Annotated in this window: 23 protein-coding genes; 13 read left to right on the forward strand and 10 right to left on the reverse strand. The window is 70.8% G+C overall.

Annotated elements, in window-relative coordinates; translation table 11 throughout:
• Positions 1–177: 177 nt before the first annotated feature.
• Both K4S16_RS35580 and K4S16_RS35585 read left to right on the forward strand, forming a co-directional pair.
• Positions 178–459, forward strand: coding sequence for a hypothetical protein (locus K4S16_RS35580; protein ID WP_149263462.1), 282 nt, complete (start codon positions 178–180; stop codon positions 457–459).
• On the forward strand, positions 456–938 hold the full coding sequence (locus K4S16_RS35585) for an ATP-binding protein (RefSeq protein WP_149263463.1): 483 nt from the start codon (positions 456–458) through the stop codon (positions 936–938). Before K4S16_RS35580 ends, K4S16_RS35585 begins: the two co-directional genes overlap by 4 nt.
• Before the next feature lie 109 nt (positions 939–1,047).
• Here the strand turns inward: K4S16_RS35585 and K4S16_RS35590 are convergent, their stop codons facing one another.
• On the reverse strand, positions 1,048–3,162 hold the full coding sequence (locus K4S16_RS35590) for an AIPR family protein (protein WP_160161148.1): 2,115 nt from the start codon (positions 3,160–3,162) through the stop codon (positions 1,048–1,050).
• A 356-nt stretch (positions 3,163–3,518) separates the two neighbouring features.
• Between K4S16_RS35590 and K4S16_RS35595 the strand changes: the two genes are divergently transcribed.
• The gene (locus K4S16_RS35595) at positions 3,519–5,831 is read left to right on the forward strand and encodes a type I restriction-modification system subunit M/S (protein WP_149263465.1); all 2,313 of its coding nucleotides are present in this window, start codon (positions 3,519–3,521) and stop codon (positions 5,829–5,831) included.
• A gap of 15 nt (positions 5,832–5,846) precedes the next feature.
• Positions 5,847–6,062, forward strand: coding sequence for a hypothetical protein (locus K4S16_RS35600; RefSeq protein ID WP_149263466.1), 216 nt, complete (start codon positions 5,847–5,849; stop codon positions 6,060–6,062).
• Positions 6,063–6,161: 99 nt separating this feature from the next.
• On the opposite strand, the gene K4S16_RS35605 is transcribed toward K4S16_RS35600, so the two are convergent.
• Positions 6,162–6,458 carry a hypothetical protein gene (locus tag K4S16_RS35605; RefSeq protein WP_149263467.1) on the reverse strand — a complete coding sequence of 99 codons (297 nt, stop codon included), beginning with the start codon at positions 6,456–6,458 and terminating at the stop codon, positions 6,162–6,164.
• A gap of 5 nt (positions 6,459–6,463) precedes the next feature.
• The gene (locus K4S16_RS35610) at positions 6,464–6,649 is read right to left on the reverse strand and encodes a DUF1059 domain-containing protein (protein WP_235037279.1); all 186 of its coding nucleotides are present in this window, start codon (positions 6,647–6,649) and stop codon (positions 6,464–6,466) included.
• Positions 6,650–6,852: 203 nt separating this feature from the next.
• Between K4S16_RS35610 and K4S16_RS35615 the strand changes: the two genes are divergently transcribed.
• Positions 6,853–7,347 carry an Imm21 family immunity protein gene (locus K4S16_RS35615; RefSeq protein ID WP_149263469.1) on the forward strand — a complete coding sequence of 165 codons (495 nt, stop codon included), beginning with the start codon at positions 6,853–6,855 and terminating at the stop codon, positions 7,345–7,347.
• On the opposite strand, the gene K4S16_RS35620 is transcribed toward K4S16_RS35615, so the two are convergent.
• Positions 7,344–8,297 carry a YafY family protein gene (locus K4S16_RS35620; RefSeq protein WP_200842304.1) on the reverse strand — a complete coding sequence of 318 codons (954 nt, stop codon included), beginning with the start codon at positions 8,295–8,297 and terminating at the stop codon, positions 7,344–7,346. The genes K4S16_RS35615 and K4S16_RS35620 overlap by 4 nt on opposite strands.
• Before the next feature lie 61 nt (positions 8,298–8,358).
• Here K4S16_RS35620 and K4S16_RS35625 point away from each other — a divergent pair, with 61 nt between their 5' ends.
• From K4S16_RS35625 to K4S16_RS35650, 6 genes are all read left to right on the forward strand, one after another.
• Positions 8,359–8,928: a DinB family protein gene (locus tag K4S16_RS35625; protein ID WP_149263470.1), complete on the forward strand. Its 570-nt coding sequence runs from the start codon at positions 8,359–8,361 to the stop codon at positions 8,926–8,928.
• A 1-nt stretch (position 8,929) separates the two neighbouring features.
• Positions 8,930–9,367, forward strand: coding sequence for a VOC family protein (locus K4S16_RS35630; RefSeq protein WP_149263471.1), 438 nt, complete (start codon positions 8,930–8,932; stop codon positions 9,365–9,367).
• A gap of 186 nt (positions 9,368–9,553) precedes the next feature.
• Entirely contained in the window at positions 9,554–11,146 is a 1,593-nt protein-coding gene (locus K4S16_RS35635) for an FAD-binding oxidoreductase (protein WP_149263472.1), read from the forward strand.
• 9 nt (positions 11,147–11,155) lie between these two features.
• Positions 11,156–12,703, forward strand: a complete 1,548-nt coding sequence (locus K4S16_RS45280; protein ID WP_200842305.1) for a serine/threonine-protein kinase — start codon at positions 11,156–11,158, stop codon at positions 12,701–12,703.
• A 177-nt stretch (positions 12,704–12,880) separates the two neighbouring features.
• Positions 12,881–14,275 carry a hypothetical protein gene (locus K4S16_RS35645; protein ID WP_149263473.1) on the forward strand — a complete coding sequence of 465 codons (1,395 nt, stop codon included), beginning with the start codon at positions 12,881–12,883 and terminating at the stop codon, positions 14,273–14,275.
• Positions 14,276–14,284: 9 nt separating this feature from the next.
• Positions 14,285–14,542, forward strand: a complete 258-nt coding sequence (locus K4S16_RS35650) for a hypothetical protein (protein WP_149263474.1) — start codon at positions 14,285–14,287, stop codon at positions 14,540–14,542.
• Between the two features lie 110 nt (positions 14,543–14,652).
• Here K4S16_RS35650 and K4S16_RS35655 read toward each other — a convergent pair whose 3' ends face one another.
• Both K4S16_RS35655 and K4S16_RS35660 read right to left on the reverse strand, forming a co-directional pair.
• Positions 14,653–15,198: a hypothetical protein gene (locus K4S16_RS35655; RefSeq protein WP_200842306.1), complete on the reverse strand. Its 546-nt coding sequence runs from the start codon at positions 15,196–15,198 to the stop codon at positions 14,653–14,655.
• Positions 15,199–15,321: 123 nt separating this feature from the next.
• Positions 15,322–15,885: a TetR/AcrR family transcriptional regulator gene (locus K4S16_RS35660; RefSeq protein ID WP_149263476.1), complete on the reverse strand. Its 564-nt coding sequence runs from the start codon at positions 15,883–15,885 to the stop codon at positions 15,322–15,324.
• 103 nt (positions 15,886–15,988) lie between these two features.
• Here K4S16_RS35660 and K4S16_RS35665 point away from each other — a divergent pair, with 103 nt between their 5' ends.
• Positions 15,989–16,903 carry an SDR family oxidoreductase gene (locus tag K4S16_RS35665; protein WP_149263477.1) on the forward strand — a complete coding sequence of 305 codons (915 nt, stop codon included), beginning with the start codon at positions 15,989–15,991 and terminating at the stop codon, positions 16,901–16,903.
• A gap of 50 nt (positions 16,904–16,953) precedes the next feature.
• On the opposite strand, the gene K4S16_RS35670 is transcribed toward K4S16_RS35665, so the two are convergent.
• From K4S16_RS35670 to K4S16_RS35685, 4 genes are all read right to left on the reverse strand, one after another.
• Positions 16,954–19,722: a bifunctional YncE family protein/alkaline phosphatase family protein gene (locus tag K4S16_RS35670; protein WP_149263478.1), complete on the reverse strand. Its 2,769-nt coding sequence runs from the start codon at positions 19,720–19,722 to the stop codon at positions 16,954–16,956.
• A 3-nt stretch (positions 19,723–19,725) separates the two neighbouring features.
• Positions 19,726–21,075, reverse strand: a complete 1,350-nt coding sequence (locus tag K4S16_RS35675; RefSeq protein ID WP_149263479.1) for an ABC transporter permease — start codon at positions 21,073–21,075, stop codon at positions 19,726–19,728.
• Complete coding sequence (locus K4S16_RS35680) at positions 21,072–22,049, reverse strand: ABC transporter ATP-binding protein (RefSeq protein WP_149263480.1); 978 nt, start codon at positions 22,047–22,049, stop codon at positions 21,072–21,074. Before K4S16_RS35680 ends, K4S16_RS35675 begins: the two co-directional genes overlap by 4 nt.
• A gap of 229 nt (positions 22,050–22,278) precedes the next feature.
• Positions 22,279–22,641: an SDR family oxidoreductase gene (locus K4S16_RS35685; RefSeq protein ID WP_235037280.1), complete on the reverse strand. Its 363-nt coding sequence runs from the start codon at positions 22,639–22,641 to the stop codon at positions 22,279–22,281.
• Positions 22,642–22,721: 80 nt separating this feature from the next.
• Here K4S16_RS35685 and K4S16_RS35690 point away from each other — a divergent pair, with 80 nt between their 5' ends.
• A complete protein-coding gene (locus K4S16_RS35690; RefSeq protein WP_149263481.1) occupies positions 22,722–23,579 on the forward strand; it encodes an oxidoreductase in 858 nt (285 codons plus the stop codon).
• Positions 23,580–23,583: the final 4 nt, after the last annotated feature.

The raw sequence follows: 23,583 nt of genomic DNA on the forward strand, positions 1-23,583 counted from the left end.
ATGCCCATTCGATGGACCGTGATTATTTGAGCGAGTTCACTTCTTGGGGTTTACAAACTCAAGGTGTCCGCTTCATGCTCTGACCGTAGCGAAAGTCACGCACGGTAGATGAGCGATCACCTGAGGAAGTCGGGTGGATTGTGGTCGTTCGCGTGCCCGGAGAAGGGGCGTCCGACGATGTCAGCGGATCAGCGGCCGCACGAGGTGCGGTTCAGCCTCCTGGCTGATCTCTGTTACAAGCTGGGGCAGCGCCAGCAGTGCACGTCCATGCTCGTCCATCCGCGGGAAGGTGAGTCGGTCCTGTGGGTGCCGCAGCGCGGGTGGCCCCGGCAGTGGCTCGGGGTGGCGGCGGTCGACCATCGGGGCCGGTGGCTCTACACCTTCGGGAACCAGTGGAGCCGGGCCGGGGACGTGGCGGAGACCGCCGCGCGGGTGGCGTGGGCGGTGGGCGTCCGATGAAGCACCTGGGGAACTGCGTCATCCCGGCCGCGCCGCAGAACGTGGCGAACGGTCGACGGTGGCTGCTGGGCCGCCTCGAACCACTCCTCGGTGCGAAGCACAGCGCCTGCGAGGACAGCGTCCTCCTGCTCTCCGAGACGCTCACCAATGCGATCGTCCACGGTGAGGGTGACCTCGTGGAGGTGGACGCTTACGTGGGCACGGCCGGCATCCGCATCGAGGTCACCGACGAGGGCGGCAGTTCCGTCCCGCACCATGTCGACGACCCGCACGGCGAGCACGGGCGCGGCCTGCCCATCCTCGGAATGCTCGCCTCCTCTTGGGGCTTCGAGCATCTCGACGACGGCCGGTTGCGGGTCTGGTTCGAGGTAGGGCACACCGGCAGATCCGTTCCGGCCCCGGCCCCGCGTCGGGACGACGGGAGCCGAGGCGAGTCCCTCGGCCCGTCTCCCGACGCGGCGCACGTCGCCGATCACTGACGATGTCCGGCGGCGCGGCCGGTCCTTCCGTTGCGCGCCGCCTCTCCAGCATGAACTCAACTCGACCCACCGGCGAGACCTCTCGCGGGCGCGATGTCGCGGAAGCCGGTCATTCGTCCTGCGGAGCGTGGACCGCGTTGTTCCTGATCTCTCGGGCGATGTCCACCAGCGATCCCTTCCCGGGCACGTGCCAGTGCAGCGTTCCCTGTACCTGCTGGTCGTTTCCCATGGCCTCGCGGCGCATGGCCCGAACCAGCGACGAGGGGGCGTACGCCTTGCCGTCGGCCTCCCACACGAGCGGCTTGCTCTTGTTGTTGCGCCATCGTGCCTTGGCGCGGTGCGGGTCCTCCGCCAACCACTGGGGGAACTGGCGGCGTTCCGGGGTGAACACCGGACGGAACTCCAGGACCTCGCCGTCCGGGATCGAACCCGCGTCGACGATCGCCCAGACCGCGCGTGTCTGCTGGCCGCCCTTACCGCTCGGACTCCCCGTCTGAGACTCGGCGTCGGCGGGGGGCTCAGCCCCGCCGAGCACATAGTCCCGAAGCCGCTTCGCGACGAGTTCGGCGCGGTCCGCGGTGCGCACCGTCGTGCTGATCTGGCTCTTGCCGCCGAAGGCACCGTCGATCACCGGCACCAGCCAGCCGAGCGCCTTGCGCACGCGCTCCCGCACCTCGGCGAACCGCTGCTCCCAGACAGCCGCCGCCTCCTCGCCCTCGGCGTCGATGTCGCCCGTCTCCATGGCGTGAAAGAGCACGTGCGTGAGGAGCAGGTCGCCGTGGGCGGCGGCGCTGGCGGGGCGGCCCACCAGGCTCTCCTTCTGCTCGTCGAGCGCTTCGCGCACGGCGCGCAGCAGCCGGACGCACCGCCACACCCGGTGGGCACTCGGCGGGCCGCCGAAGAGGGTGCGGTAGTACCGGTCCTCCCAGAGTGACGAGGCGTCGCCCTTCGCTCGCGCGGCGAACTCGGCGGAGGGCTGGGCGGCGGCGAGCGCGAGGGCGGCCTCGGTCATGGTGCAGCCCTTCGCCCTGGGCGGGTCGGGCTCGCCGCGCTTGATGACGTAGTCGAGGCCCAGCGACAGCGCGAAGTCATGCCGGAGGTCCGATTGCTCGGGCCTGCGGGAGCGGAAGTCCCGCGCCTCGGTCGGGTTCTGTGTGTTCGCCGCGACCGTGATGCGGTCCCCGAAGTCGTCCGGAGCCTCTTCCAGGGAGATGATCCGCACCATGACCCGGCCGGCCGCCGCCTTGCCCGGCTTCTGCTGCATCGCCCGGCCGATGGCGCTCACGGTCTGCGCGCCGTTGATGACGTTCGCGCCCTCCAGGCGGAGCTTCGCGTTCCCGCCGCTGCCCGGAGCGCCCATGCCGTGCTTACGGATCCGGTCGCAGATCAGCGTGATCCCGTTGCTGAGGTACCAGAAGAGCTCCGGCTCCTTGACGAGCGTGGCGCGGATCTTCTCGTTGACATCGCTGATGTCCAGCGCGTCCCGGATGTTGCGGGCGGTGAGGTGGCGGCCGTGCCTGCCGTACCAGCCGGCGACCTCTTCGGCCGACACGGTTCCGTAGTAGGCGAGGAACGGGTCCGTGAACCGGCCCATGCTCTGGATCTCGACATCGAGGTCGACCTTGCGCTCGGCATGCTCACCGAGGATCTCGCGATACAGGTCCCGCAAGTTGATGATCTCGTAGCTCACCAGATCGTCATCGAGGTTGTGCTTATCGATCTGCTCTTCCAGGAGCGCCCGGGTGTTGGGGTGCAGATCGGTCGCGGTCACCAGGGCCAGTACGAGGACGACCTTGGGGGACGGGCTGTTCAGCGCGGCCTCCAGCGCCGCCGCATGGCGGTCGATCTTGCTGCCGAAACGGTGGAACTCCAGGTCCAGGAGGTAGTCGAGGCCGCGGATGACCGCCGATACGTCCCCTTCGCCGAACCCCGCCTCGCCCTTGCCGCTCCACTTCGCCTGGACGAGGGTGACATGCTGTCGCTCTCCGCGCTGCTCGACCGCCACCGCGTCGATACCGCGGTCGGTGTCGCAGTCGATCACCGAGCGGGCCGCCTCCTCGTCCGAGCAGGCGGTCTCCATCTTGATCGCCAGCGCGGCCACGGCTCGGCTGAGGAACGCCTGCTCCTCGTCCGGCCGTCCTGCCCAGTCGGTCATGTCGATCAGCGGCCGGAACCGCTCGCCGAACTGCCGCTTGAGGTTTCGCACCTGAACCGGGTATGCCACCCGCCGTCTCCATCCGACTCGTCCACCCCCGCCGCCGGGTCGCGGCCAGGAAAACGGTAGGCGCCCATCCGGCGCCGAGTAGGGAGATTGCGGAGATTTGTGGTGGCGCAGGCGGGGCAGGCGAGAGCTGTCACGGTCCTTGACATGAGGGTTATCACTAAGAGAGAACCTTCGGTGCAATGACTTCATGCCTTTGACCTCTACGATCAGTGGTGACCTGGAGATAGTCCGTGAGCGCGAGGCCGCACTGCGACTGTGCTGGCGGTCGCGTAGCTCAGTGCGCACTTGCCCCGTTGGGGGTGCTCCGCCTACCGTCCCGGGAGTGCTCGGCACTGACGGAGGAAGAAGGAGCGGCCATGGACGAGGGCTCATACCGGTTCGAGATGCAGGTCTCGCGCAGGGAACTGGCCGAACTGGCGGGGGTCAGGCGGGAGACGATCACCACGTGGGCGGGTCGCCACTCCGACTTCCCGAGGCCCCGGGCGTTCGGCGCGCAGGAGTACCTTTACCTGCCGAGCGTCCTCGCCTGGCTGGAGCGGCGGCCGATCCCGCTCAAGAGCCTCCGGGACGGCGAGGTCGAAGGAGCGACGTACGCGGAGCGGATCCGCCGGGCCCTGCGCCGGCGGCCCCCGGCCACCGGGCGCACCGAGCCTGGACGCACCGAGCCTGGGGACGACGGCCAGACCGGGAGGACGCTCACCGAACTCTACGGGCCGCTTGCCGACCGGGTGCGCGGTGCCGGCTCCCGTAGCGCTTACCTCTACCTCCTGCTGTCCCTCGTCTCCGTTCGAGGGGCTGATCGCAGGGCCTGGGGCCGGATACGCGATCTGGTCGTGGATGCTGACCGCCAGCAGCAAGACCCGAGAGCAGCGCTCAGAAGCCTGGGCGTCCTCATCGACGACGTCCTTCGCGGGCAGGGGCAGATACCAGGCGCGGTCGCGCTGTTCGACACCCTCCGGCCCGAAGCTTCCGACGACCTCGCTTACGTGGTGCGCCTGTGCGACGGGCTCGGCCGAGAGGCGTTCCAACTCCTGCTCGATCGGTTCGAGGAACTCACGAATCCGGGCAGCACCGAGTTCTTCACGCCGCGCGGCCTGACGCGTCTCATGGCGGAGATGCTGTGTGCGGACTACGACGGTCGACCACGGTGCTACGACCCCTATGTGCGCGGGGGAGAGGGGCTTTCCGCGATGGTCGAGCGGCTTGGCGACGCACCGGTTCTCGGTGAGAGCCCTCATCTCACCGCGCTGCGCCTCGCCGGGATGAACCTGGCCTTCCACGGAGTCCGACCGGTGCTCAAGGAGAGCACGGCCACTCCTTGGGACCGCCCCGAGCGGCCCGGCCCGGTATTCGACCGCGTCATCACCAACCCGCCCTTCAACCAGAAGGTGCCCGTGCCGCGCGATCGAAGCCGTCAGAGGTGGCCGTTCGGCCCACCGCCCGAGAGGAGTGACACCTACGCCTGGCTCCAGTACGCCTACGCGTCTCTCGCGCCGGGAGGCCGGGCCGCGGTCGTCATGCCCAACAGGGCCGCCGTCACCGACGACGCCAGGGAACGCGCGATCCGAGGACAGATGATCGAGAAGGGTGCCGTGAAGTGCGTCGTCTGGCTTCCACGCGGGTTGTTCCCCGGAACCCCCATCGCGGTCACGGTCTGGGTCCTCGCGGCCTCGGACGCGGTCGGCGACCAGGTGCTTCTCATCGACGCGCGCATGCTGGGCAGGAAGGAGGGGAAGCGGCACAGCCTCTCGCAAGCGGAGTGGAACGCGATCGCCGCATGCTACGAGCGCTGGGTGAGAGGGGAAGGGGCGTTCGCGGAACCGCTGGAAGGCGCGGGTGGCGCCGCCGTCTCCGTCCCAGCGGAGACGATTCGCGGTCGTGAGGATTCGCTCGACCCCTCCGAGTACGCCGAGGTGCCGGCCGAGCGGAACGGGCCGGAAACGTCCGTCCCCTGGCCGGACGTGGTACTGGACGACGTGCGACGGCGGACGGCCTCAGCCGACTCGGTCGTTGGAACGCTTCGTGTCCGTGAGAGGGACGCCCAGGCCGGCGGTCTGCCCGGCGGATGGCGCAAGGTGCCGCTGGCCGAGCTATGCGACATCCAGACCGGCCCTACCCACAGCCGTCTGAAGGCCGCTCCTCGCTCCCCCGGGGGAGTGCCCGTCATCGTCCGCGGGCATCTGCGGGACCGGCGCCTCGTGGTGGCCGACGCGGATCGGCTGGCTCCTCAGGCGGCCCGGCGATTGGGCAGGTTCGCGCTGGAACCGGACGACCTCCTCTGCGTACGGACCGGGTCGACCGGGCCGCTGGCGCTCGTCGGCGCGGAGTGGACGGGCTGTGTCTTCGGCAGCGGCCTGACACGGATCCGCTGTTCACCACCCGCCGAACTCGACCCGGGCTACCTGCTCGCCTTCTTGTCGCTCCCGGCGTCCCAGAACTGGATCGGCAACCGGGCGGCCACCGCCACAGCCATCGACTCGATCGGGGGGAAGAGGCTCGGCCACCTTCTCGTGACGCTGCCCCCGCTCGGTGAACAGCGGCGCATCGGTGCCGTCCTGCGCGCCATGGACGACCAGATCGCCGCCCACCGCGACTTCGCGGAAGCGGCCGAGCGGACCCGCTCCGCTCTCGCCACCGACTTGATCAGCGGACCGCTGGCCCTCGACTGAGCTTCGGAGAGCAAGATGCAACCCTCGGCGAACACCGTGAAAGCCCTGTTCATCGTCGTCGCGTTCCTGGCCGGTGGCAATGTCGGACTGCTCACCGGGATCCTGTGCGGGATGGACGGAGACTCGGTCCTGGACGCCATCAGGTACGGGGGTGCTGCCTTCGCCGGCACCGTCGTCTTCGTGTTTGGACTGTTCGGCTTCTGGTACGGCTTCCAGAACGGAGGGAAGTGACCGCGACGAGACCGCATGTGCGACTGCCGGGGGCAGGAGCGGCGCGTCCCTGGCCGCCCCTGCCCCGCGACACCCTCGGCTTCCCGATGAACTACCTGTTCACAGCGAGTCGTCCCGCATGACGTCCAGGTTCAGGAAGCGCGGGCCGTCGCTGCACAGCTCCTCCATCCGCCCGGCGAGGCGCCGGGTCTCGGGCAGGTCGCTGTTGCGCATCGCCTCCTCGTAGGACGGGAACTCGACGATGTCGACGAAGTGCGACGGGTCCTCGCGATCGTGGGTGTGCAGCTCGTGCGTCGCGGTGCGCTTGCCCTCGCTGATGCTCGCCCACTCGTCGAACAGCCCGTCCATCTCGTCCTGGCGTTCGGTGCGGTAGTCGATGATCTGTACGAAGCTCATAGGGCTCAACCCCCCACCGTCGCGCGCTCGTTCTTGAGGTGGGTGCGGATCTCCTCGCGGAGCTCCGGGGTGTCGTCGTGCCCGTGGACCGAGGCGGCGTGCTCGGCGGCGGCGCGGACGACCTCGTCCTCCTCGCCGCTGATGGTGAGCGTGCAGCCCATCTCGCTCGGCATGTCCCTGCAGTCGGCCACCTTGCGCATGCTTCCCCCTCGCCGGCCGGGCGCCCGCGCGCGAGGGGAGTCGTGCATGGCGGCGGCGCCCCGTCCGGCCGTCGTTCCCGCCGTATCGCCACATCTTCACAATCCACCTTAATCGTCGCATTTGGCCACGTCACGGGGGAGGATGTCCGACACGCGGTGTACGTTGACGCCTCCGGCGACGAGAGGGTGTGCCTATGGACTGGGTCGAGTCCGGCGGGGGACCGCTGCTGGCCGCGCCCGCGTCGCAGCTCGCCCGCTGGGAGGGCTCCACCGACGACGAGGGCCCCGTCGAGACCTGGGGCGACTACGGTCGCGCCTGCGCGGTCGAGGGCTACATCGGGCTGGTCGGCGTCGGAGCCGGGCAGGGCCTCGTCCTCGGCGACGAGCCCGCCACCACGACGTACCTGCCCGACGAGCGCCTCTTCGTGCGCTGGGCGGCGGCCGACTCCGAGTCCGAGCTCGTCGACGCGGCCAGGCAGGCCGTCCACGACGTCGAGTGGGAGGAGGAGCTCGGCTGGGACGTCGACGGCCCCGTCGTCCTGTTCGACTCCGCCTGGCCGGGCGCGACCCCCGAGCCCGGCAACCACCTCAAGATCGACCTTGCCCCGGGCCCCTACCGCGTGCGCGCCGCCTACACGAAGGACGAGCGCACCTGGATGATCCTCGTCCACCTCCAGCCGGCGTCCTAACGGGCCATCGCCGCCAGGCGCCGGGCGAGCCGCGCGGCGGCCTCCCGCAGCTCCGCGGGCTCCAGCACCTCCACTCCGAAGCCCAGCCTGGCCACGTGCAGGGCGAGGGAGTCGAGGTCCGCCGCGCCGACGATGAGGACGCACCAGCCTTCGCGATCGTCCTCGACCCGTCCCACCTGGGGAGGGACCAGCTCCCGGACCCGGTCGGGAGGGGCGTGCACCCGGATCCGCGCGAGATGCCGGTACGGGGCCTCGGTCACGGCCCGCTGCACGTAGGCGACCGGGTCGGGATGCTCCCTCGGCCGGAACCGCCAGGTCGTCGCCGCGGCCTCGCGCATCCGGTCCAGCCGGAAGGTGCGCCAGCCGTCGCGGTCGACGTCCCACGCCATCAGGTACCAGCGGCGTCCGGTGGCGACCATCCGCACCGGCTCCACCGTGCGCTCGCTCTCCCCGCCGCCGCGCCGGGGGTAGCGGAACCGCACCCGGACCTCGTCGCGGCACGCCCGCGCGAGCGTCACCAGCAGCTCCGCGTCGATCTCGACGCCCGGCCCGACGAGGGTCTCGGTGGCGCCGTGCACCGCCCGCACCTCGGCGCGCAGCCGGGGCGGCATCACCTGGTCGAGCTTCGCCAGCGCCCGCAGCGCCGCCTCGCCCGCCCCGGCGACCGTGCCTCCCGACGCCATCCGCAGGGACACCGCCGTCGCGATCGCCTCCTCGTCGTCGAGGAGCAGCGGCGGCAGCCGGGTGCCCGCGCCCAGCCGGTACCCGCCGCCCACGCCCGCCGTCGCGTGCACCGGGTACCCGAGCGCGCGCAGCCGCTCCACGTCGCGCCGCACCGAACGGTCGGTGACGCCCAACTCGGCGGCGAGAGCGTCGGCGGTCCAGGACGCCCGCCGCTGGAGCAGCGCCAGCAGCCGCAGGACCCGCTCAGTCGTCCCCTCCACGCTCACGCGTGCATCGTCCCACGAATCGCGGACCGTAGCTGTCCGCGATCGCCGCCACACTGGCCCCATGACCGACACCTGGAATCCGCTGCTCCGGGAGCAGATCACCTGGCACTGGGACAACCAGCTGCGTCCTCGGATCAGCGGCCTCACCGACGACGAGTACTTCTGGGAGCCCGCGCCCGGCTGCTGGAGCCTGCGCCCGCGTGGCACCGGCACCGCGCCCGTGCAGGTCGGTGCCGGTGCGATGACCATCGACTTCGCGATGACGCGGCCCGACCCGGCACCGCTCACCACGATCGCCTGGCGGCTCGCACACGTGATCGTCGGTGTGCTGGCGGTGCGCAGTGCCGCCCACCTCGGGCGCGCGCCCACCGACTACCAGGCGTTCGAGTACGCCGCGACGGCGGACGAGGCGCTGGCCCAGCTCGACGCGGAGTACGCGACATGGCTGGCCGGGGTCGAATCCCTGGGCGAGACCGGCCTGGCCCGCCCGTGCGGCGAGGCCGAGGGGCCGTACGCCGAACGTCCCCTGGCGGCGCTGGTCCTGCACATCCACCGGGAGCTGATCCACCACCTCTCCGAGGTGTGCCTGCTCCGCGACCTCTACCTGCACACTCACAAGGAGGCGAGCTGACATGGCCCGCGACGTCCAGATCACCTTCGACTGCGCCGACCCGGCCGCCCTGGCGGCCTTCTGGGCCGAGGCCCTCGGCTACCGGCTGCAGGACCCGCCTGGCGGTTTCGCCTCGTGGGACGACGCCCTGGAGGCGATGGGCGTCCCGCCCGAGAACCGCAACGACGCCTCGGCGGTGGTCGACCCCGAGGGCGCCGGGCCCCGGCTGTTCTTCCAGCGCGTCCCGGAGGGCAAGCAGGCCAAGAACCGCGTGCACCTCGACGTGCGAGCCGCGCCCGGCCTCGACGGCGACGCGAGGATGGCGGCCCTGGAGGCCGAGGCCGAGCGCCTCGTCGCCCGCGGCGCCACCCGCCTCCAGCGCCACGACCCGGAGCCCCCGCTGGGGGCCGGCCACATCGTGATGACCGACCCCGAAGGCAACGAGTTCTGCCTCGACTGACGCCCCGATGGCGGGCTCGACCTCGTCTGAGAGACCCGGAGCCGCCGCGCCCGTCCGCCCGCTTTCGCGGTATGCGGTACATCATCGCGCAGTTCCCGGACAGGTTCCGCGGCTCCGCCGAAGGAGGCCGGGCCGGGTAGCCGACGTGCCGGGGCGTCCCGCATCGCCATGGCGCATCATGGTGCGATGCGGTCTTGGTGGGGTTGGGGAAATCTGCGGGACGCGGTCGCGGGCGCGGAGCGGGCGGCGCTGGTCGAGCGGGTGGCGGCGCTGCTCCCCGGCGCCGAACTGCTCGACCACGAGCCCCCGGCGATCGGCGACCTGGACCTGCGCCCCCCGCGGATCGCCGCGCCCCCGTCGCTGGCCGCCCTCTGTTCGGACGACCCGTCCGACCGGCTCGGCCACGCGCGCGGCAAGGCGTTCCGGGACGTCGTCCGCAACCTGCTGGGCGACGTGGGCGAGGTCCCCGATCTGGTGTTGAGGCCACGCACCGAACGCGACGTGGTCGACGTCCTGGACTGGTGCACCGGCGCGGGGATCGCCGTCATCCCCTACGGCGGCGGCAGTTCGGTCGTCGGGGGCGTCGAGCCGCGCTTCGCCGGGCCCGCGATCAGCCTCGACCTGGGCCGCCTCGCCGACGTCCTCGACATCGACGCCACCGCCAGGGCGGCCCGGATCCAGGCGGGCGTCTACGGCCCGGCGCTGGAGGACCGGCTGCGGCCGCACGGACTGACCCTGCGGCATTTCCCCCAATCCTTCGAGTTCTCCACGCTCGGCGGCTGGCTCGCCACCCGCGCGGGCGGCCACTACGCCACCGTGCTCACCCACATCGACGACCTGGTCGAATCCCTGCGGGTGGTGACCCCCGTGGGAGTGAGCGAGTCGCTGCGGCTGCCCGGCTCGGGCGCGGGCCCGTCCCACGACCGGCTGTTCCTGGGCTCCGAGGGGACCCTGGGCGTCATCACCGAAGCGTGGATGCGCCTGCAGGAACGGCCCCGCTGGCGCGCGGGAGCGTCCGTCCTCTTCGACGACTACGACGACGCCGTGGCCGCGACCCGGGCCTTGGCGCAGTCCGGCCTGAACCCGGCGAACTGCCGCCTGCTCGATCCCATGGAGGCCCTGCTGAACGCAGGCACCGACGCACCGGGCGGGGTGCTCGTGCTGGGCTTCGAATCAGCCGACCACCCGGTCGACGCGTCACTGGAACGGGCACTGGAGTTGTGCCGCGACCACGGCGGCGACCCGCAGCCCCGCTCGAAGCGCGACGCGTCCGACACCTGGCGCACCGCGTTCCTGCGCATGCCCTACCAGCGCGACGCCCTCGCCGCCCACGGCATGATCGTCGAGACCTTCGAGACGGCCTGCACCTGGAGCGCCTTCCCCGCCCTGCGCGCGGCGGTCCTTTCGACAGCGCAGCAGGCCATGCGCGCGGTCGGCGCCGAAGGCGTGGTGACCTGCCGCTTCACCCACGTCTACCCGGACGGCCCGGCCCCCTACTTCGGTGTCTACGCGTCCGGCCGCTGGGGCTCCACGGTGACCCAGTGGGACGAGATCAAAACCGCGGTATCCGACGTCCTCTCCGCCCACAACGCCACCATCACCCACCACCACGCCGTCGGCCGAGACCACCGCCCCTGGTACGACCGCCAGCGCCCGGCCCCCTTCGCCGCCGCCCTCCACGCCGTCAAATCCACCCTCGACCCGTCCGCAATCCTCAACCCCGGCGTCCTGCTGGCTCCCGACGCCGCACCGCCCACGGGGACGAACGGGGGACTGTAAAGTCCGATCATGGGCTGGGACGGCGATGGCGTGCTGGCGGGCCGGTACCAGAACCTGGGGCTCATCGGGCAGGGCGGGATGGGATCGGTGTGGCGGGCCTACGACCCCGAGCTGGGCCGAGAGGTCGCCATCAAGGAACTGCGAATCGCCGAGCAGGTCACCGAGCAGGAACGCTCCGTCTGGTACGCGCGGACGGAACGGGAGGCCCGGGCCGCCGCCCGGCTGAGGCATCCCGGCATCGTCACGGTCTACGACCGGGTGATGGGCGAGGACGGCCGCCCGTGGATAGTGATGGAACTGATCCGGGGGCGGTCGCTGGGGGCCCTGCTGGCGGAGCAGGGCAGGCTCCCCGCGCGCCAGGCCGCCGCGATCGGGCTGGCGGTGCTGGACGCGCTGTCGGCCGCGCACGCACAGGGCATCGTCCACCGCGACGTCAAACCGGCCAACGTGCTGCTGGAAGGCGACCGGGTCGTCCTCACCGACTTCGGCATCGCGGCGGTGGAAGGCGACGCGACCCTCATACGCTCGGGCGCGGTACTGGGCACACCCGCCTACATGTCCCCGGAACAGGTGCACGGCGAGCCCGCCACCCCCGCCTCGGACCTGTGGGCGCTCGGCGCCACCCTCTACGCGGCTGTGGAGGGACGCCCACCGTTCACCGCCCCCACCCACGGCGCTCTGTTCATCGCCATCGCCACCCAGGAACCCGACCCGCCCCAGTGCGGTGGACCGCTCGCACAGCTCCTGAACGGCCTGCTCCGCAAGAACCCCGCCGACCGGCCGTCTCCCGCGCAGGCCCGCGAACTGCTCAATGCCGTCGCTGACGAGGGCGCACGACCTCCCGCCCTGGATCGGCCGTCCGCCCCAGGGCCCGAGACCCGCATCGACACCGCACCGGGCGGTGCTCGTGACCATCCGGTCGCGGTTCGGGGCGCTCTCACCGCCGCCTGGGTGGCCGTCGCCGCCGTCGTGCTGCTGCCACGCGACTTCGCCGACCCCATCGGCCTGATGATCCTCCTGGACGAAGGCCCGCATTGGCTGGGAGGAGTCCTGGCGTTGGCGGTCCTCCTCTCTTTCGGACTGTGGAACCTCACGCACAGGCCGGGGCTCACCCTCGCGGCCGTCGCCGTGCTCGACCTGCTGCTCTCCTTGGCCGCCCCGAGTTCCTACGACGCGGTCGTGATCAGTGAACTGGGCGAGGGGGACGCCCCCGACATCGGGGTGGGAACGATCTTGGCCTGGCTCGCGGGCGCGGTCGCGCTCATGTTCGCGTTCGCGGGGGTGAACAAGCCGCTGATCGAGCGGCCGGCCCGCGCCGGACACCGTCACGCATTGCTCAGGACCGTCGTCATCATCGAAGGCGCCGCGGCAGTGATGTGGCTGCCGTTCGCCTTCTTGGCCTGGGGAATGGAAATGGACGCGGACATGAGCAGGCACGTCGGCTCCGACGCCCGTGCCTGGGCCCTCGTAGGCTCTCTCGGCTTCGTGCTCGTCGCGTGGATCACCACTCAGACCGTTCTTCGGCAGAGCCACCGCAGGACCGATCCCGTCCGGTGACCTGGACGCTCCAGATGCCCTGGAGGCTCGTCCGACATGCCCGCGAAGGAGACTTGACGGTCTAAGTCGGATTGGTCCAGTCTCTCGGAGGTAAGTCGGCGCCAGCACCCCGCAGGCATCTGGACACCGTTCGGCACCGGCGTCGCATTCGTCCGGCAGTCGAAAGGGCTGACACGCGTGGGTGTCGACCGCACCGGCAACACCTCTGACAGCGGTACCGAGAACGTCGAGAAGCCGCCCGCCCAGGACAGGGTATGGCGCCGCCCTGTCGATCAACCGGGCTCACCCGGACAGCCGTCCCGCCTCGCAAGCCTGGCAGCCGCCCGCGAAGCCCAAATCCAGCGGCGTGACGAGAAGCTCAGAGCAGAAGCGGAGAAGGAAACCTCGAAAGATGGCGAGCCTCAGGCCGCCGCGCCGGGGAAGGACGCAGAACAGAAGACGGACGAGTCTTCGGTCGAGACCGACGACGCCGTCACAAGTGAAGAGCGCGGGGGTACGGAGCGGCCTGAGGAAATCGCGGACGAGGACGCCGAGGACGAGCCCGACGATGCTCGCGATAAGGATGCCCCGCCGGAGCCCGAAGACGAGCCGAAGAACTCCTCGGGGAGTGACCGCTGGGAGGAGCTCGAAGACCGCGGGGCATCCGGCGAGGCGGCAAGCCGGCCCACCGAGACCGGTTCGACGGAGCCGCAGGATGAATCGGCTGGTCGGGACGAACTCTCCTCTGAGGGACAGAAGGACGCGGCCGACGCCGAGACCACCGATGCCGAGTCGGCAGAGAGCGGTGACGCGTGGCGCGAACATGTCGACGATATGAGAGCCAAGTGGGCCGACCTCGAAGCGGAACGGACTCCTGACAGACCGCCGGAAAAGAACGACGAAGGTGAGGACCTCCAGGGGGAAGGCACGAGCGAGGAGAGCGGAGAAGATCCCGGGGACGAACCCGGCTCTTGGCGCGGGGACGACGATCAGTATCTGAACTATGAAGAGAACTACGCGGCGGGTCGCGCCTTCGAGCGTGTGCGAGACCAGGAAGTCGACGTCACCGATAAAATTAAGATCGGCGAGACGGAGGTGGCTGACGCCGAACTGGTCGGGCTTGAGTACCGGATCAAGGGTGAGGACAGGTTCAAGGAGAAGGTCGCAGAAACCCTTGCGGCAGAGTTGCGGGAAGATCCGACGCGCGCCGCCGAGTCGATCCCTGACGCTCTGCGATACACGTACCAACTACCCGCTGATAAATACGTACAAGGTTATCGTGAGATCACTGAAAAGCTTGAGGGTGACGGCTATCAGATGGTCTTCAGTCGAAATTCGTGGGATACTCCGGTGTACAAGGGGGTCAATACCCGCTGGAAGACCTCAGGTGGGCAGCTCTTTGAAGTGCAGTTCCATACTCCGGAGAGCTTTGAGGCCAAGCAGTTGACGCATGCGGCTTATGAGCGTAGGAGAAGCCCGGGGGTCGGTGTGCTCGAAGCGGAGAAGCTCGACGATTTTCAGCGTGAGGTCTCCGCGGGAATACCGATACCGAAGAACATTTCGGACATAGTGAGCTTTCGCAGAGAGGAATGACGCGACGAGATGGCCGATGAGAAGATAGTCTATTATGCAATTGTTGGAAGGGGTAGGACGGTCGATGACCCGCATGGGATCGTGCGGCGACGCAGACCTGCGGGCGGCGGTATTGCCGACGAAGCGCTTCACCGGGATCTGGAATGGCATCGGACCGGCATCATCGTCGAGTGGGAGCACTCCAGCTTTGCTGACGAGTTGGAAGAGGTCAGCGAAGAGAAGGCGATGCAGATCGTTGAAGCCTTCCGTGCGGGCGGCCCCTACTGAGTCACCGGGTTCGGGCCGCCCGGCCCGTCCTGAGTTCTCCCCTCGGTGCAGTTGCCCTCCTCGGTGTCCGGCGTCACGGCCTCGCCGGGGTCTGCGGGGGGCGTGGCGAGTCAGAGGGACGTCAAGCAGTACAGCCGCTCGTCGTTTTCGCGGGCTTCTCTGGCGAACCGTCTCAGCCGCTCGACTAGGTTCAGCAGGACATCCGCCTGCGCCTCGTACTTGCGTACCGCCTCGGAGCGCCCCCATCGCGCGGCTACCTCCGGTATCTCCGTGTCGTGAACACCCGCCAGCGTGTCCCGGACGCCGACGTCGAACTCCCACACCCATGGGCCCCCTGCCCAAGCATCGTCGTCGGCAGGGCCATCGGGACCGGGAGCCGGCGATATCGGCCACACCAAGGTCTGCTTGACCAGCCTTCGGCTCGTCGGGGCCCGCCTGATGACCGCGATGAGCTCAGGCAACAGGCTGTCGTCGTCCATTCCGGTGGCGTCGACTCTTCCGAGAGCGGAGAGACCTGCGCCGAACGGCGGGTCGCCGAACTCGTCGTCGGTCGGCTCGGTGTCCAGCAGACCCATCTCGAACATGTTCCGCTTCGCTTCCTCCTCCATCGCCCGCACGACGACCTCAGCGCTGCGCGCGCGGAGATAGTCGGTCAAAACACCCAAGACAGCCTCCAAGTGATCGGTTCGATCGGCTGACACCAGATCACGAAGCGCCGACAGTCGCCGAAACGCCCGTGGGCACCGCCGAGGGGCGGCGCCGGCGTCCCGCACCACATGTCAGGGCGCTGTCACGGCCCTGAGGTGGTCGAGTGATCGCCGGATGCTCTCGGCCAGTTCCTCCTCGGCGGGTTCGTTGAGCCAGCGGTCGAAGGCGACCTTGAAGACGGCGATTCCGGTTTCGGCGGTCAGGGGGGCGGTCGGGTCGGGGACGCCCCGGCGGCGGAGGGCGTCGGCCAGGGTGGAGGCCAGGGTCGCCAGCTTGATCAGTTCGCGTTCGCGGAGTTCGGTGTTCGCGTTGATGACGGCCTGGCGGCGGCGGGCGTGGGCGCGGCGGCCCGCGAAGATCGCGCTGACGGCGTCCAGGGCGGCGGCCGTCGCGTCGAGCGGTGACGCGCCGTCGGGGGCGTCGGCCACGGCCTTCGTGAGGACGTCCTGGAGCAGGGACGAGCCGGCGAACAGGACCTCGCGCTTGTCGGCGTAGTGGCGGAAGAAGGTCCGCTCGGTGAGGCCTGCGCGGGCGGCGATCTCCGCGACCGTCGTCTTCTCGTAACCGCGTTCGCCGTAGAGGTCCAGCGCCGCTTCTTCGAGCCGGCCCCGCGCGTTCGGCTCCCATCGCCCCATGGCCTCGATCCTAGCTCGATGACAGTCACTGTCATAGGCGAGCTATGGTGATGACAGTGACTGTCGTCGCTTGGACGATGGATCGGGTCGTTGGAGGTTTCTCATGCGCGTTTTCGTCACCGGGGCGTCCGGCTGGATCGGCTCGGCGCTCCTCCCGGAACTCATCGGCGCGGGGCATCAGGTCATCGGGCTCGCGCGGTCGGACTCCTCGGCCGCCAAGCTGGCGGCGGCCGGGGTCGAGGTGCGGCGCGGCACGCTCGACGATCTCGATGCCCTGCGGGAGGGGGCCGAAGCGGCGGACGGTGTGGTCCATCTCGCGTTCAAGCACGACCTCGCGTTCACGGGCGGGTTCCAGGAGGCCGCCGAGGCCGACCGCCGGGCCGTCGAGGCGTTCGGTGGTGCGCTCGCCGGGACGGACAAGCCCTTCGTGCTCGCCTCCGGCCTGCTCGGGCTCGCGCCCGGGCGGGTGGCGACCGAGGAGGACGGGCGTGAGCCCGTCGAAGGGGAGGGGGTGCAGGCTCGGCAGGCCACCGCGCAGCTCGCGCTCTCGTTCGCGGCGCGCGGTGTCCGCTCGTCCATCGTCCGGCTTCCACCGACGGTGCACGGCGACGGCGACCCGGGCTTCGTGGCCGTGCTGGTCGGCATCGCACGCGAGAAGGGCGTCTCCGGACACATCGGGGACGGAGCCAACCGATGGCCCGCGGGGCATGTGTCGGACGCCGCGCGGCTGTTCCGGCTGGCGCTGGAGAAGGCCCCGGCGGGGTCGGCGCTGCACGCGAACGACGATGAGGGCGTGTCGCTGCGGGACGTGTCCGAAGTGATCGGACGCCGTCTCGGCCTGCCCGTGGCGTCCATCGCCCCTGAGGACGCCGCCGGGCACTTCGGGTGGCTCGCCGGAGCCGTGGGCATGGACGCTCCGGCGTCGAGCGCGCTGACCCGCGAGCTGCTGGGGTGGAGCCCGACCGGCCCGAGCCTCGTCGACGATCTGGAGAAGGGGCACTACTTCCAGGCCCCGTGAACGGCGGCACGGCCCGCCGGGGTCGCCGGCGGGCCGTGGGGTCGCGGAGATCAGCCGTCGGTCTCCGGGGACGGCAGGTAGCGGCCGGGGACCTCGTCCGGGGTGAGGACCTTCTTCTCACCCGGGTAGGGCGTGGCCCAGTCGTGCGACTGGTACCAGGTGAAGTGGTCCATCATCACGGGGTTGGCGCGGTCCGGCATCGTGGTCGACCCGTTCTGGGCCTGCTTGCGCTGCCAGGCCGTCCACGCGTCGGCGATGCGCTGCTGGTCGGCGCTCAGTGCGGCCGGCTTGGCCGACGCCGCTCCGGTCGGGGTGTCGTTGCCGCAGGCCGGCGGGGTGGCCAGGCCGTCGGTGAGCGGCACCTGGTTGGGCTTGGCGGTGAACGGCGTGAAGTCGGGCTTGGTGGTGAAGGCCCGGCTCATCGGGGTCGCGGCGCTGTCCTTCTGGTTCATCGGCTGGATCCCGAGGATCTGCTCGATGGTGCGGATCATGGTGATCTGCGTGTAGTAGCGGCTGTCCACCGTGCCGTGGTTCGCCCACGGGCTGATGATCTGGACGGGGCCGCGCGCGCCGTCGACGTGGTCGACGCCGTTCTGGGTGTCGTCCTGGATCACGAAGATCGCGGAGTCCTTCCACCACTTGCTGTGCGAGATCGTCTCGACGATCCTGCCCACGGCCAGGTCGTTGTCGGCGACCTGGGCGACCGAGTTCGGCGCGCCGCCGGTGTGGTCGCTGGAGAGCCAGAACATGTTGAGGTTGGCCGGGCCGTTGGCCGCGAAGTGCCGCTTCCACATCTCGTACCGGTAGATGTCCGGGATGTTGGTGTCGTACTTCGGGTAGTCGTGCACCGTGATCTTGTTGAGCGACGGGATCGGCGACTGGGTGTCGGTCTTGAGGGCGGTGTTCTGACCGGTGTCCGCCATGGTGCGGGCGTCGCAGTAGAACTTCTGCCACGTCGCGCCCGCGGGCTTGGTCAGGAACTGGGTGAACTCGCCGAAGTTGAGGGCGCTCTTGCCGGCGGCCGCGGCGCCGGTCCACAGGAAGCCGGTGCGCTGGTGGCCCAGCGCGTCGTCCTCGGTGTCGTAGCTGCGCTCGTACAGGCCGGCGCTGGACTCGGTGTACTCCGGGTTGTCGGCCTGCACCAGCCAGTTGTGGCCCTCGGCGGAGTTGGTGCCGATGGAGTAGGTGTTGTCGTAGAGGCCGAACTGGCGCGCCAGGGCGTGCTGGTTCGGGGTCACCTTCTCGCCGAACTGCGCCATCGACGGGTCGCCGTTGCCGCGCGGGTCGTCGCCGAAGAGCTGGTCGTAGGTGCGGTTCTCCTTGACGACCAGGAAGACGTGCTTGATGGTCGACGGGTCGCCGAGGCGCCGCGGGACGGGCACGGCGCGCTGCGGCCTGCCCTTGGCGGGCTTGACGTCGTTCCTGCCCCAGCCGTTCTGCGCGAAGACCGTCGCCGTGGACTTGGCGATCACCTTGTCGGACGGCAGCCGGAACCGGAGCAGCGAGCCGGTCGAGTCGTGGGTGTTGTGGCCGGTCGCCGGCTTCGTCCCGGCGCCCTTGTCGATGGTGCGCGTCGGGCCGCGCTCACCGATGCCCCGCATGTTGGTGACGACCACGTTCTCGCCGACGGTGGTCACCTCCGCCGGGTAGTAGTCCGTCGGGAGGAGGCCGACGTAGCGGACCGGCGCCTGCGGCGAGGTGTAGCGGTAGACGGCGACCGCGTTGGCGCGGCCGAGCGTGACCAGCAGGCGGCCGTCCCTGGTGAGGGTCACGCCGTTCGGGGCGTACCCGACGTCGGACTGCGGCCAGGGCCGGGTCGCGATCGTCTGGACGACCTTGTCCTTGGAGGTGTCGATGACCGAGACCTGGTCGTCGAAGGTGTCGGTGACGAAGAGTGCGCCGCGGGCCGCGTGCAGCGCGGTCGGGTGCAGGCCGACGTCGATGGAGCGGACCTCGGCGTCCGGCTCGGCGACGTTGATCACGCTCACGGTGCCGGTGGTCGCCGCCCCCGTGTCCGGGTTCGCCGGAACGTCGGTGCCGTAGGAGTTCATCGTCGTCTCGCCGGGCTTGGCCGGACGGCCGCCCTCGTTGCTGACGTAGAGCTTGCCCCCGACGAGCGCCAGGCCGCGCGGTGCGGTGCCCACGGTCCAGCTCCGCCGGATCGCGCCGGTCGCGGGGTCCATCGCCACGACGCGGTTCTGGCCGTTGACGGCTGCGTACACGGTCGCGCCGTCGGCGGCGAAGACGGCCTGGGCGGGAATGGCCTTCTTCTGGCCCTGAGCGGCGATGGTGATGAACGTGGGGGCGCCGAGGGTGCCGTCGTCCTTCACCGGGAAGCGGTTGAAGCCGGTGGCCTGCGGCAGCCACAGCGTCTTGCCGTCCGGCGAGTAGGCCGGCCCCTCCTGCCCGACGTTGTTGCTGCTGATGCGCACGCCGGCGGACTTGTCGGTCCCCGCCTGCTGAAGGATCTTGTAGGTCTTCAGGTCGACGATGGTGAGGGCGATTCCCCGGTCGTTGGTGAGCGCCGCCAGGTGGCGGCCGTCCGGGCTGACCGTCGAGGCGAGCAGCTTGCCGTTGTCGACGAGCAGGCGGTCGCCGATCGGCTTGATGATCTGGTCGCTGGCGAGTTGCAGGCCGCCGTCCTCGGTGGTGGAGCCGACCTGGTTGGAGCCGAACACCTCGGTGGAGGCGAGGGCGACTCCGCCGCCGCCCAGGGTGAGGGCCGCGGTGCCGGCCGCCACGAGGCGGGTCCGGCGGCCGGTCCGCGAACCGAAGAGCCCGGTCCGGGCCTTCGGGACGCGTTGGCGCGTGACGTGCATCTGTTACTCCTCCGGAGCACTTGCGAGCAGGTCGACGTGCCCGTCGAACTGCCACAGGGGGTTGGGTGCGTCCCCGGTCGGGGTGCGGATCTGGAAGTAGCCGTTGACCTCCTTGGGGCCGTCGCCGTCGGCGACGTACCGCCCGTTCGCGGTGACGTCGAGCTGGTAGATGGCGCTGCCCACGGCGGTCGCCCCGGGCAGGTGCCAGGACACGACGCACCGCCAGTCGTTGCCCGGCCCCTCGTCGGCGACGCGGGATCCGCCCTTGTCGCAGGACGCGGTGACCCGCAGCTCCGCCTCGGTGACGCCAGGACGGTGGAGCTGCCGCGTCTGCAACCGGTAGAGGTGGCCGTACACCGTGGCGAGGGAGTTCTGGACCTTCGTCCGCTCGATCCCGGAGCCCTCGGCCGGGGTCGTGGCGCTGACCAACGCGAAGGTGAGGACGACCAGGCCCGTCAGCGGAAGCGCTCCCGCGACGAGGACGCGCCGTCCCGACCCCTCGTAGGACGGGTCGGTGAAGTCGCGGCGCAGGAACAGGCGGTAGGCCAGCGCGGTGGCGACGACCGCCCACGCCAGGCTCACCGCGAGGCCGATGACGAGGGGGCGGGCCTGGACGGGGCTGGTGAACAGGCCGCGCCAGGCGAGGAAGCCGTGGCTCGGCAGGGCCGTCCGAACGGCCACCGGCAGCGGGAGCAGCTGCGCGAGCTGCAACGCGAAGGCGAGCAGCGCCGGCATCAGCAGCCCCATGGGGGAGCGGCCCAGGGCGACCGATCCGAGGAGGCCGACGGCCGCGAACGCCAGCGTCGGCGCCAGCACGCACGCCCACGCGAGCAGCACGGTGCCGGCCGCGTCCCCCGGGGAGAGGAGGTGGCCGTCCAGCCCGACGAGCGGATGGCCGCCGACCGCCGCCAGGCCCCCGGCGATGCCCGACCCGGCCAGCCCCGCCACCAGCAGGAGGAGCACGGTGACGCTGGCGAGGCCCTTCGCCACGAAGATCCGCCGCGGCGAGCGGACCGCCATGAGGAGATGGCGCCATGTGCCCAGCCGGTCCTCGGCGGCGAACACGTCGCCGGCCACCAGCGCCGTCAGCAGCGGCAGCGCCCAGCTGCACGAGAAGTCGAGGACGACCAGCGGCCCCGCCCAGCCGGTCGCGTGCATCCAGCGGCCGAAGACCGTGTCGGTGGGCAGCATGCTCTGCAGGCTCACCACCGCCACGTAGCCGGCTGGACCGATCCAACAGACGAGCAGCATCAGCCGTGTCCGCCACTGCGAGAGCAGCTTGACCAGCTCGAACCGGTAGCCGCGCACCAGCGGCGCGGGCTTCGCCTCGATCCGGGTGGGTGCGATGGTCACGCCGCGTCCTCCTCGTCGGCCGCGTCGGTGGCGGCGGTCCGTCCGGTTCCGGTCAGGGCCAGGAACGCGGCTTCCAGCGGCGGCACCACGGGCGCCAGTTCCCGCAGCGCGACGCCGGCCTCCACCAGCCGCACCACCAGGTCCTCGATGACCGGCACGGCCCCGCGGACCACGAGCGCGTCGGCGTCCTGCCGGCCGGCGCCGTCGCGGCGGGACGGGACGGCGAGCCCCGGCAGGTCCGCCGCCACCCGGCGGGCCGCGTCCGGATCGGAGGTGAGCAGCCGGTAGTCCAGTTCGCCGCTCTCGGCGGCGAGCTTGCCCACAGTCCCGGAGAAGACGACCCGCCCGGTGGCGAGGACGGTGACCTCGGAGCACAGCGCGGCGAGGTCGTCCATCCGGTGGCTGGACAGGACCACCGCGGTCCCGTCCGCGGCGAGCCGGGTGATGACGCGGTGGACGTGGCGCTTCCCGGCCGGGTCGAGGCCGTTGGCCGGCTCGTCGAGGACGAGCAGCCGCGGTTCGGTCAGCAGCGCGGCGGCCAGCCCCAGCCGTTGGCGCATGCCCAGCGAGAAGCCCCGGATGCGGTCATCGGCGACGTCCGTCAGCCCGACCTGCTCCAGCGCGTCGTCCACACCGGCGTCGCGGGAGCCGTGCCCGCGCAGCGAGGCCAGAGCCGCGAGGTTCTGCCGCGCGGTGAGCGACGGGTAGAGCCCGGGGCCGTCCACGAAGCCCGCGACGCCGCCGGGGACGGCGAGCGTCCGTCCCACCGGCGCGCCCAGGATCTCCAGGCTTCCGCCGTCGGCGACGGCCAGGCCCAGCAGCAGGCCCAGCAGCGTCGTCTTGCCCGCGCCGTTGGGGCCGACCAGGCCGTGGACCTGCCCCTCGGCCACGTCGAGGTCGACGCCGTCGAGCGCGACCACGTCCCCGAAGGTCTTCCTGATCCCGCGACCCCGGACTGCGGGGCTGTGCTCCATGGCGCTCTCCCTTGCTCGCCCTCCGGCAAGAGGAAGCTAAGGAGCGCGGTTGGCCTTCGGAGATCGCGTAGGCGAACGTTGGGCGAATGGGGCTCATCCGGGGCGCCATGAAGCGGCGAATCGGCTAGGGAGCCGCGCAGTGGTCCTTCCGGAGCTCCCGGGGGCCGGCCGGGGAGAGGGCCAGCCCTCCACGCGCCGGTCGTGGCGGACCCCGCGGGCGGGAATCCCGTCAGCGGAAGTCGGAGGCGTGGTCTTCCGCCCACTGGCCGAAGGACGCGGCGGGCTCGCCGTCCGCGAGATCGGCCACGTCCGTGGAGAGGTAGACGACGTGCCGGGCGCTGCGTGCGATCGCGTCGACGGCGCGCGAGTCCACCGGAAGGCCGGGCCACATCAGGTAGACGGCGTCCACGCCCCGGGCGGCGCGCTCCAGCGTCTCAGGGGAGCTGAGGTCTCCCTTGACGGCGTCGATCCCGGCGGGCGCGCCCGCGGTGTCGCGGACCAGCGCGCGGACGGCATGGCCCGCTTCGGCCAAGGACGCGGCGACGTGCCGCCCCACCCGCCCCGTCGCCCCGGTCACCAGGTAACTGCTCACGGCCCCCGACCGTAGAACCTCAACCTCACTTGAGGTCAAGAAGGCGCGATCTCCGTGCTGGGCGTCTATCGTCAATGATCATGACTGCTGGAAGCTGGACGCTGGGCGGAGATCTGAAGGTCGCGCGGATCGGTTACGGCGCGATGAAGCTGACCGGATGGCCGAAGGGAGACCCGCCCGGCAGGGAGACCGCGCTGGGCATCCTGCGCCGGGCCGTGGAGCTCGGGGTGAACCACATCGACACCTCGCACTACTACTCGCGCGGCGGAGTGGCGGCGAACGAGCTGATCCGGGAGGCCCTGCACCCCTATCCGGACGACCTTGTGATCGTCACCAAGGTGGGCGCGCTGGTCGAGGGTTCTGATCTCGCCCTTCCCGCGGAGCGGAAGAAGGGCCTCGCCCCGGACGGCCTGCGCCGCGGCGTGGAGGCGAACCTGCGCTCGCTGGGAGTCGACCGCCTGGACGTGGTGAACCTGCGGATGGGCGACCTCGACCGGAGCGAGACGCCCTTGGCCGGACCCCTGGAAACGCTGCTCGCGCTTCGGGAGGAGGGCCTCATCCGCCACCTCGGAGTCTCCAACGTCACTCCGGCCGAGTTCGCCGAGGCCCGCCGGATCGCGCCGATCGCGTGCGTCCAGAACCTCTACAACGTGTCCCAGCGGGACGACGACCCGCTCGTGGACGCCTGCGCGGAGGCGGGGATCGCCTACGTCCCCTTCTTCCCCGTCGGCGGGTTCACCCCGGTCACTGCGGAGCACCTGGAGGCCGTCGCCGCCCGGCACGGCGCGACCGTCCCGCAGGTGGCCCTGGCATGGCTCCTCGCCCGCTCCCCGAACATCCTCCTGATCCCCGGCACGGGCTCACCGGCCCACCTGGAGGAGAACATCGCGGCCGGCGCCCTCACCCTGACCGAGCAGGACCTCGCCGAACTCGGATGACGGA

This window comes from Actinomadura sp. K4S16, assembly GCF_008327685.1.
GTDB lineage: Bacteria > Actinomycetota > Actinomycetes > Streptosporangiales > Streptosporangiaceae > Spirillospora.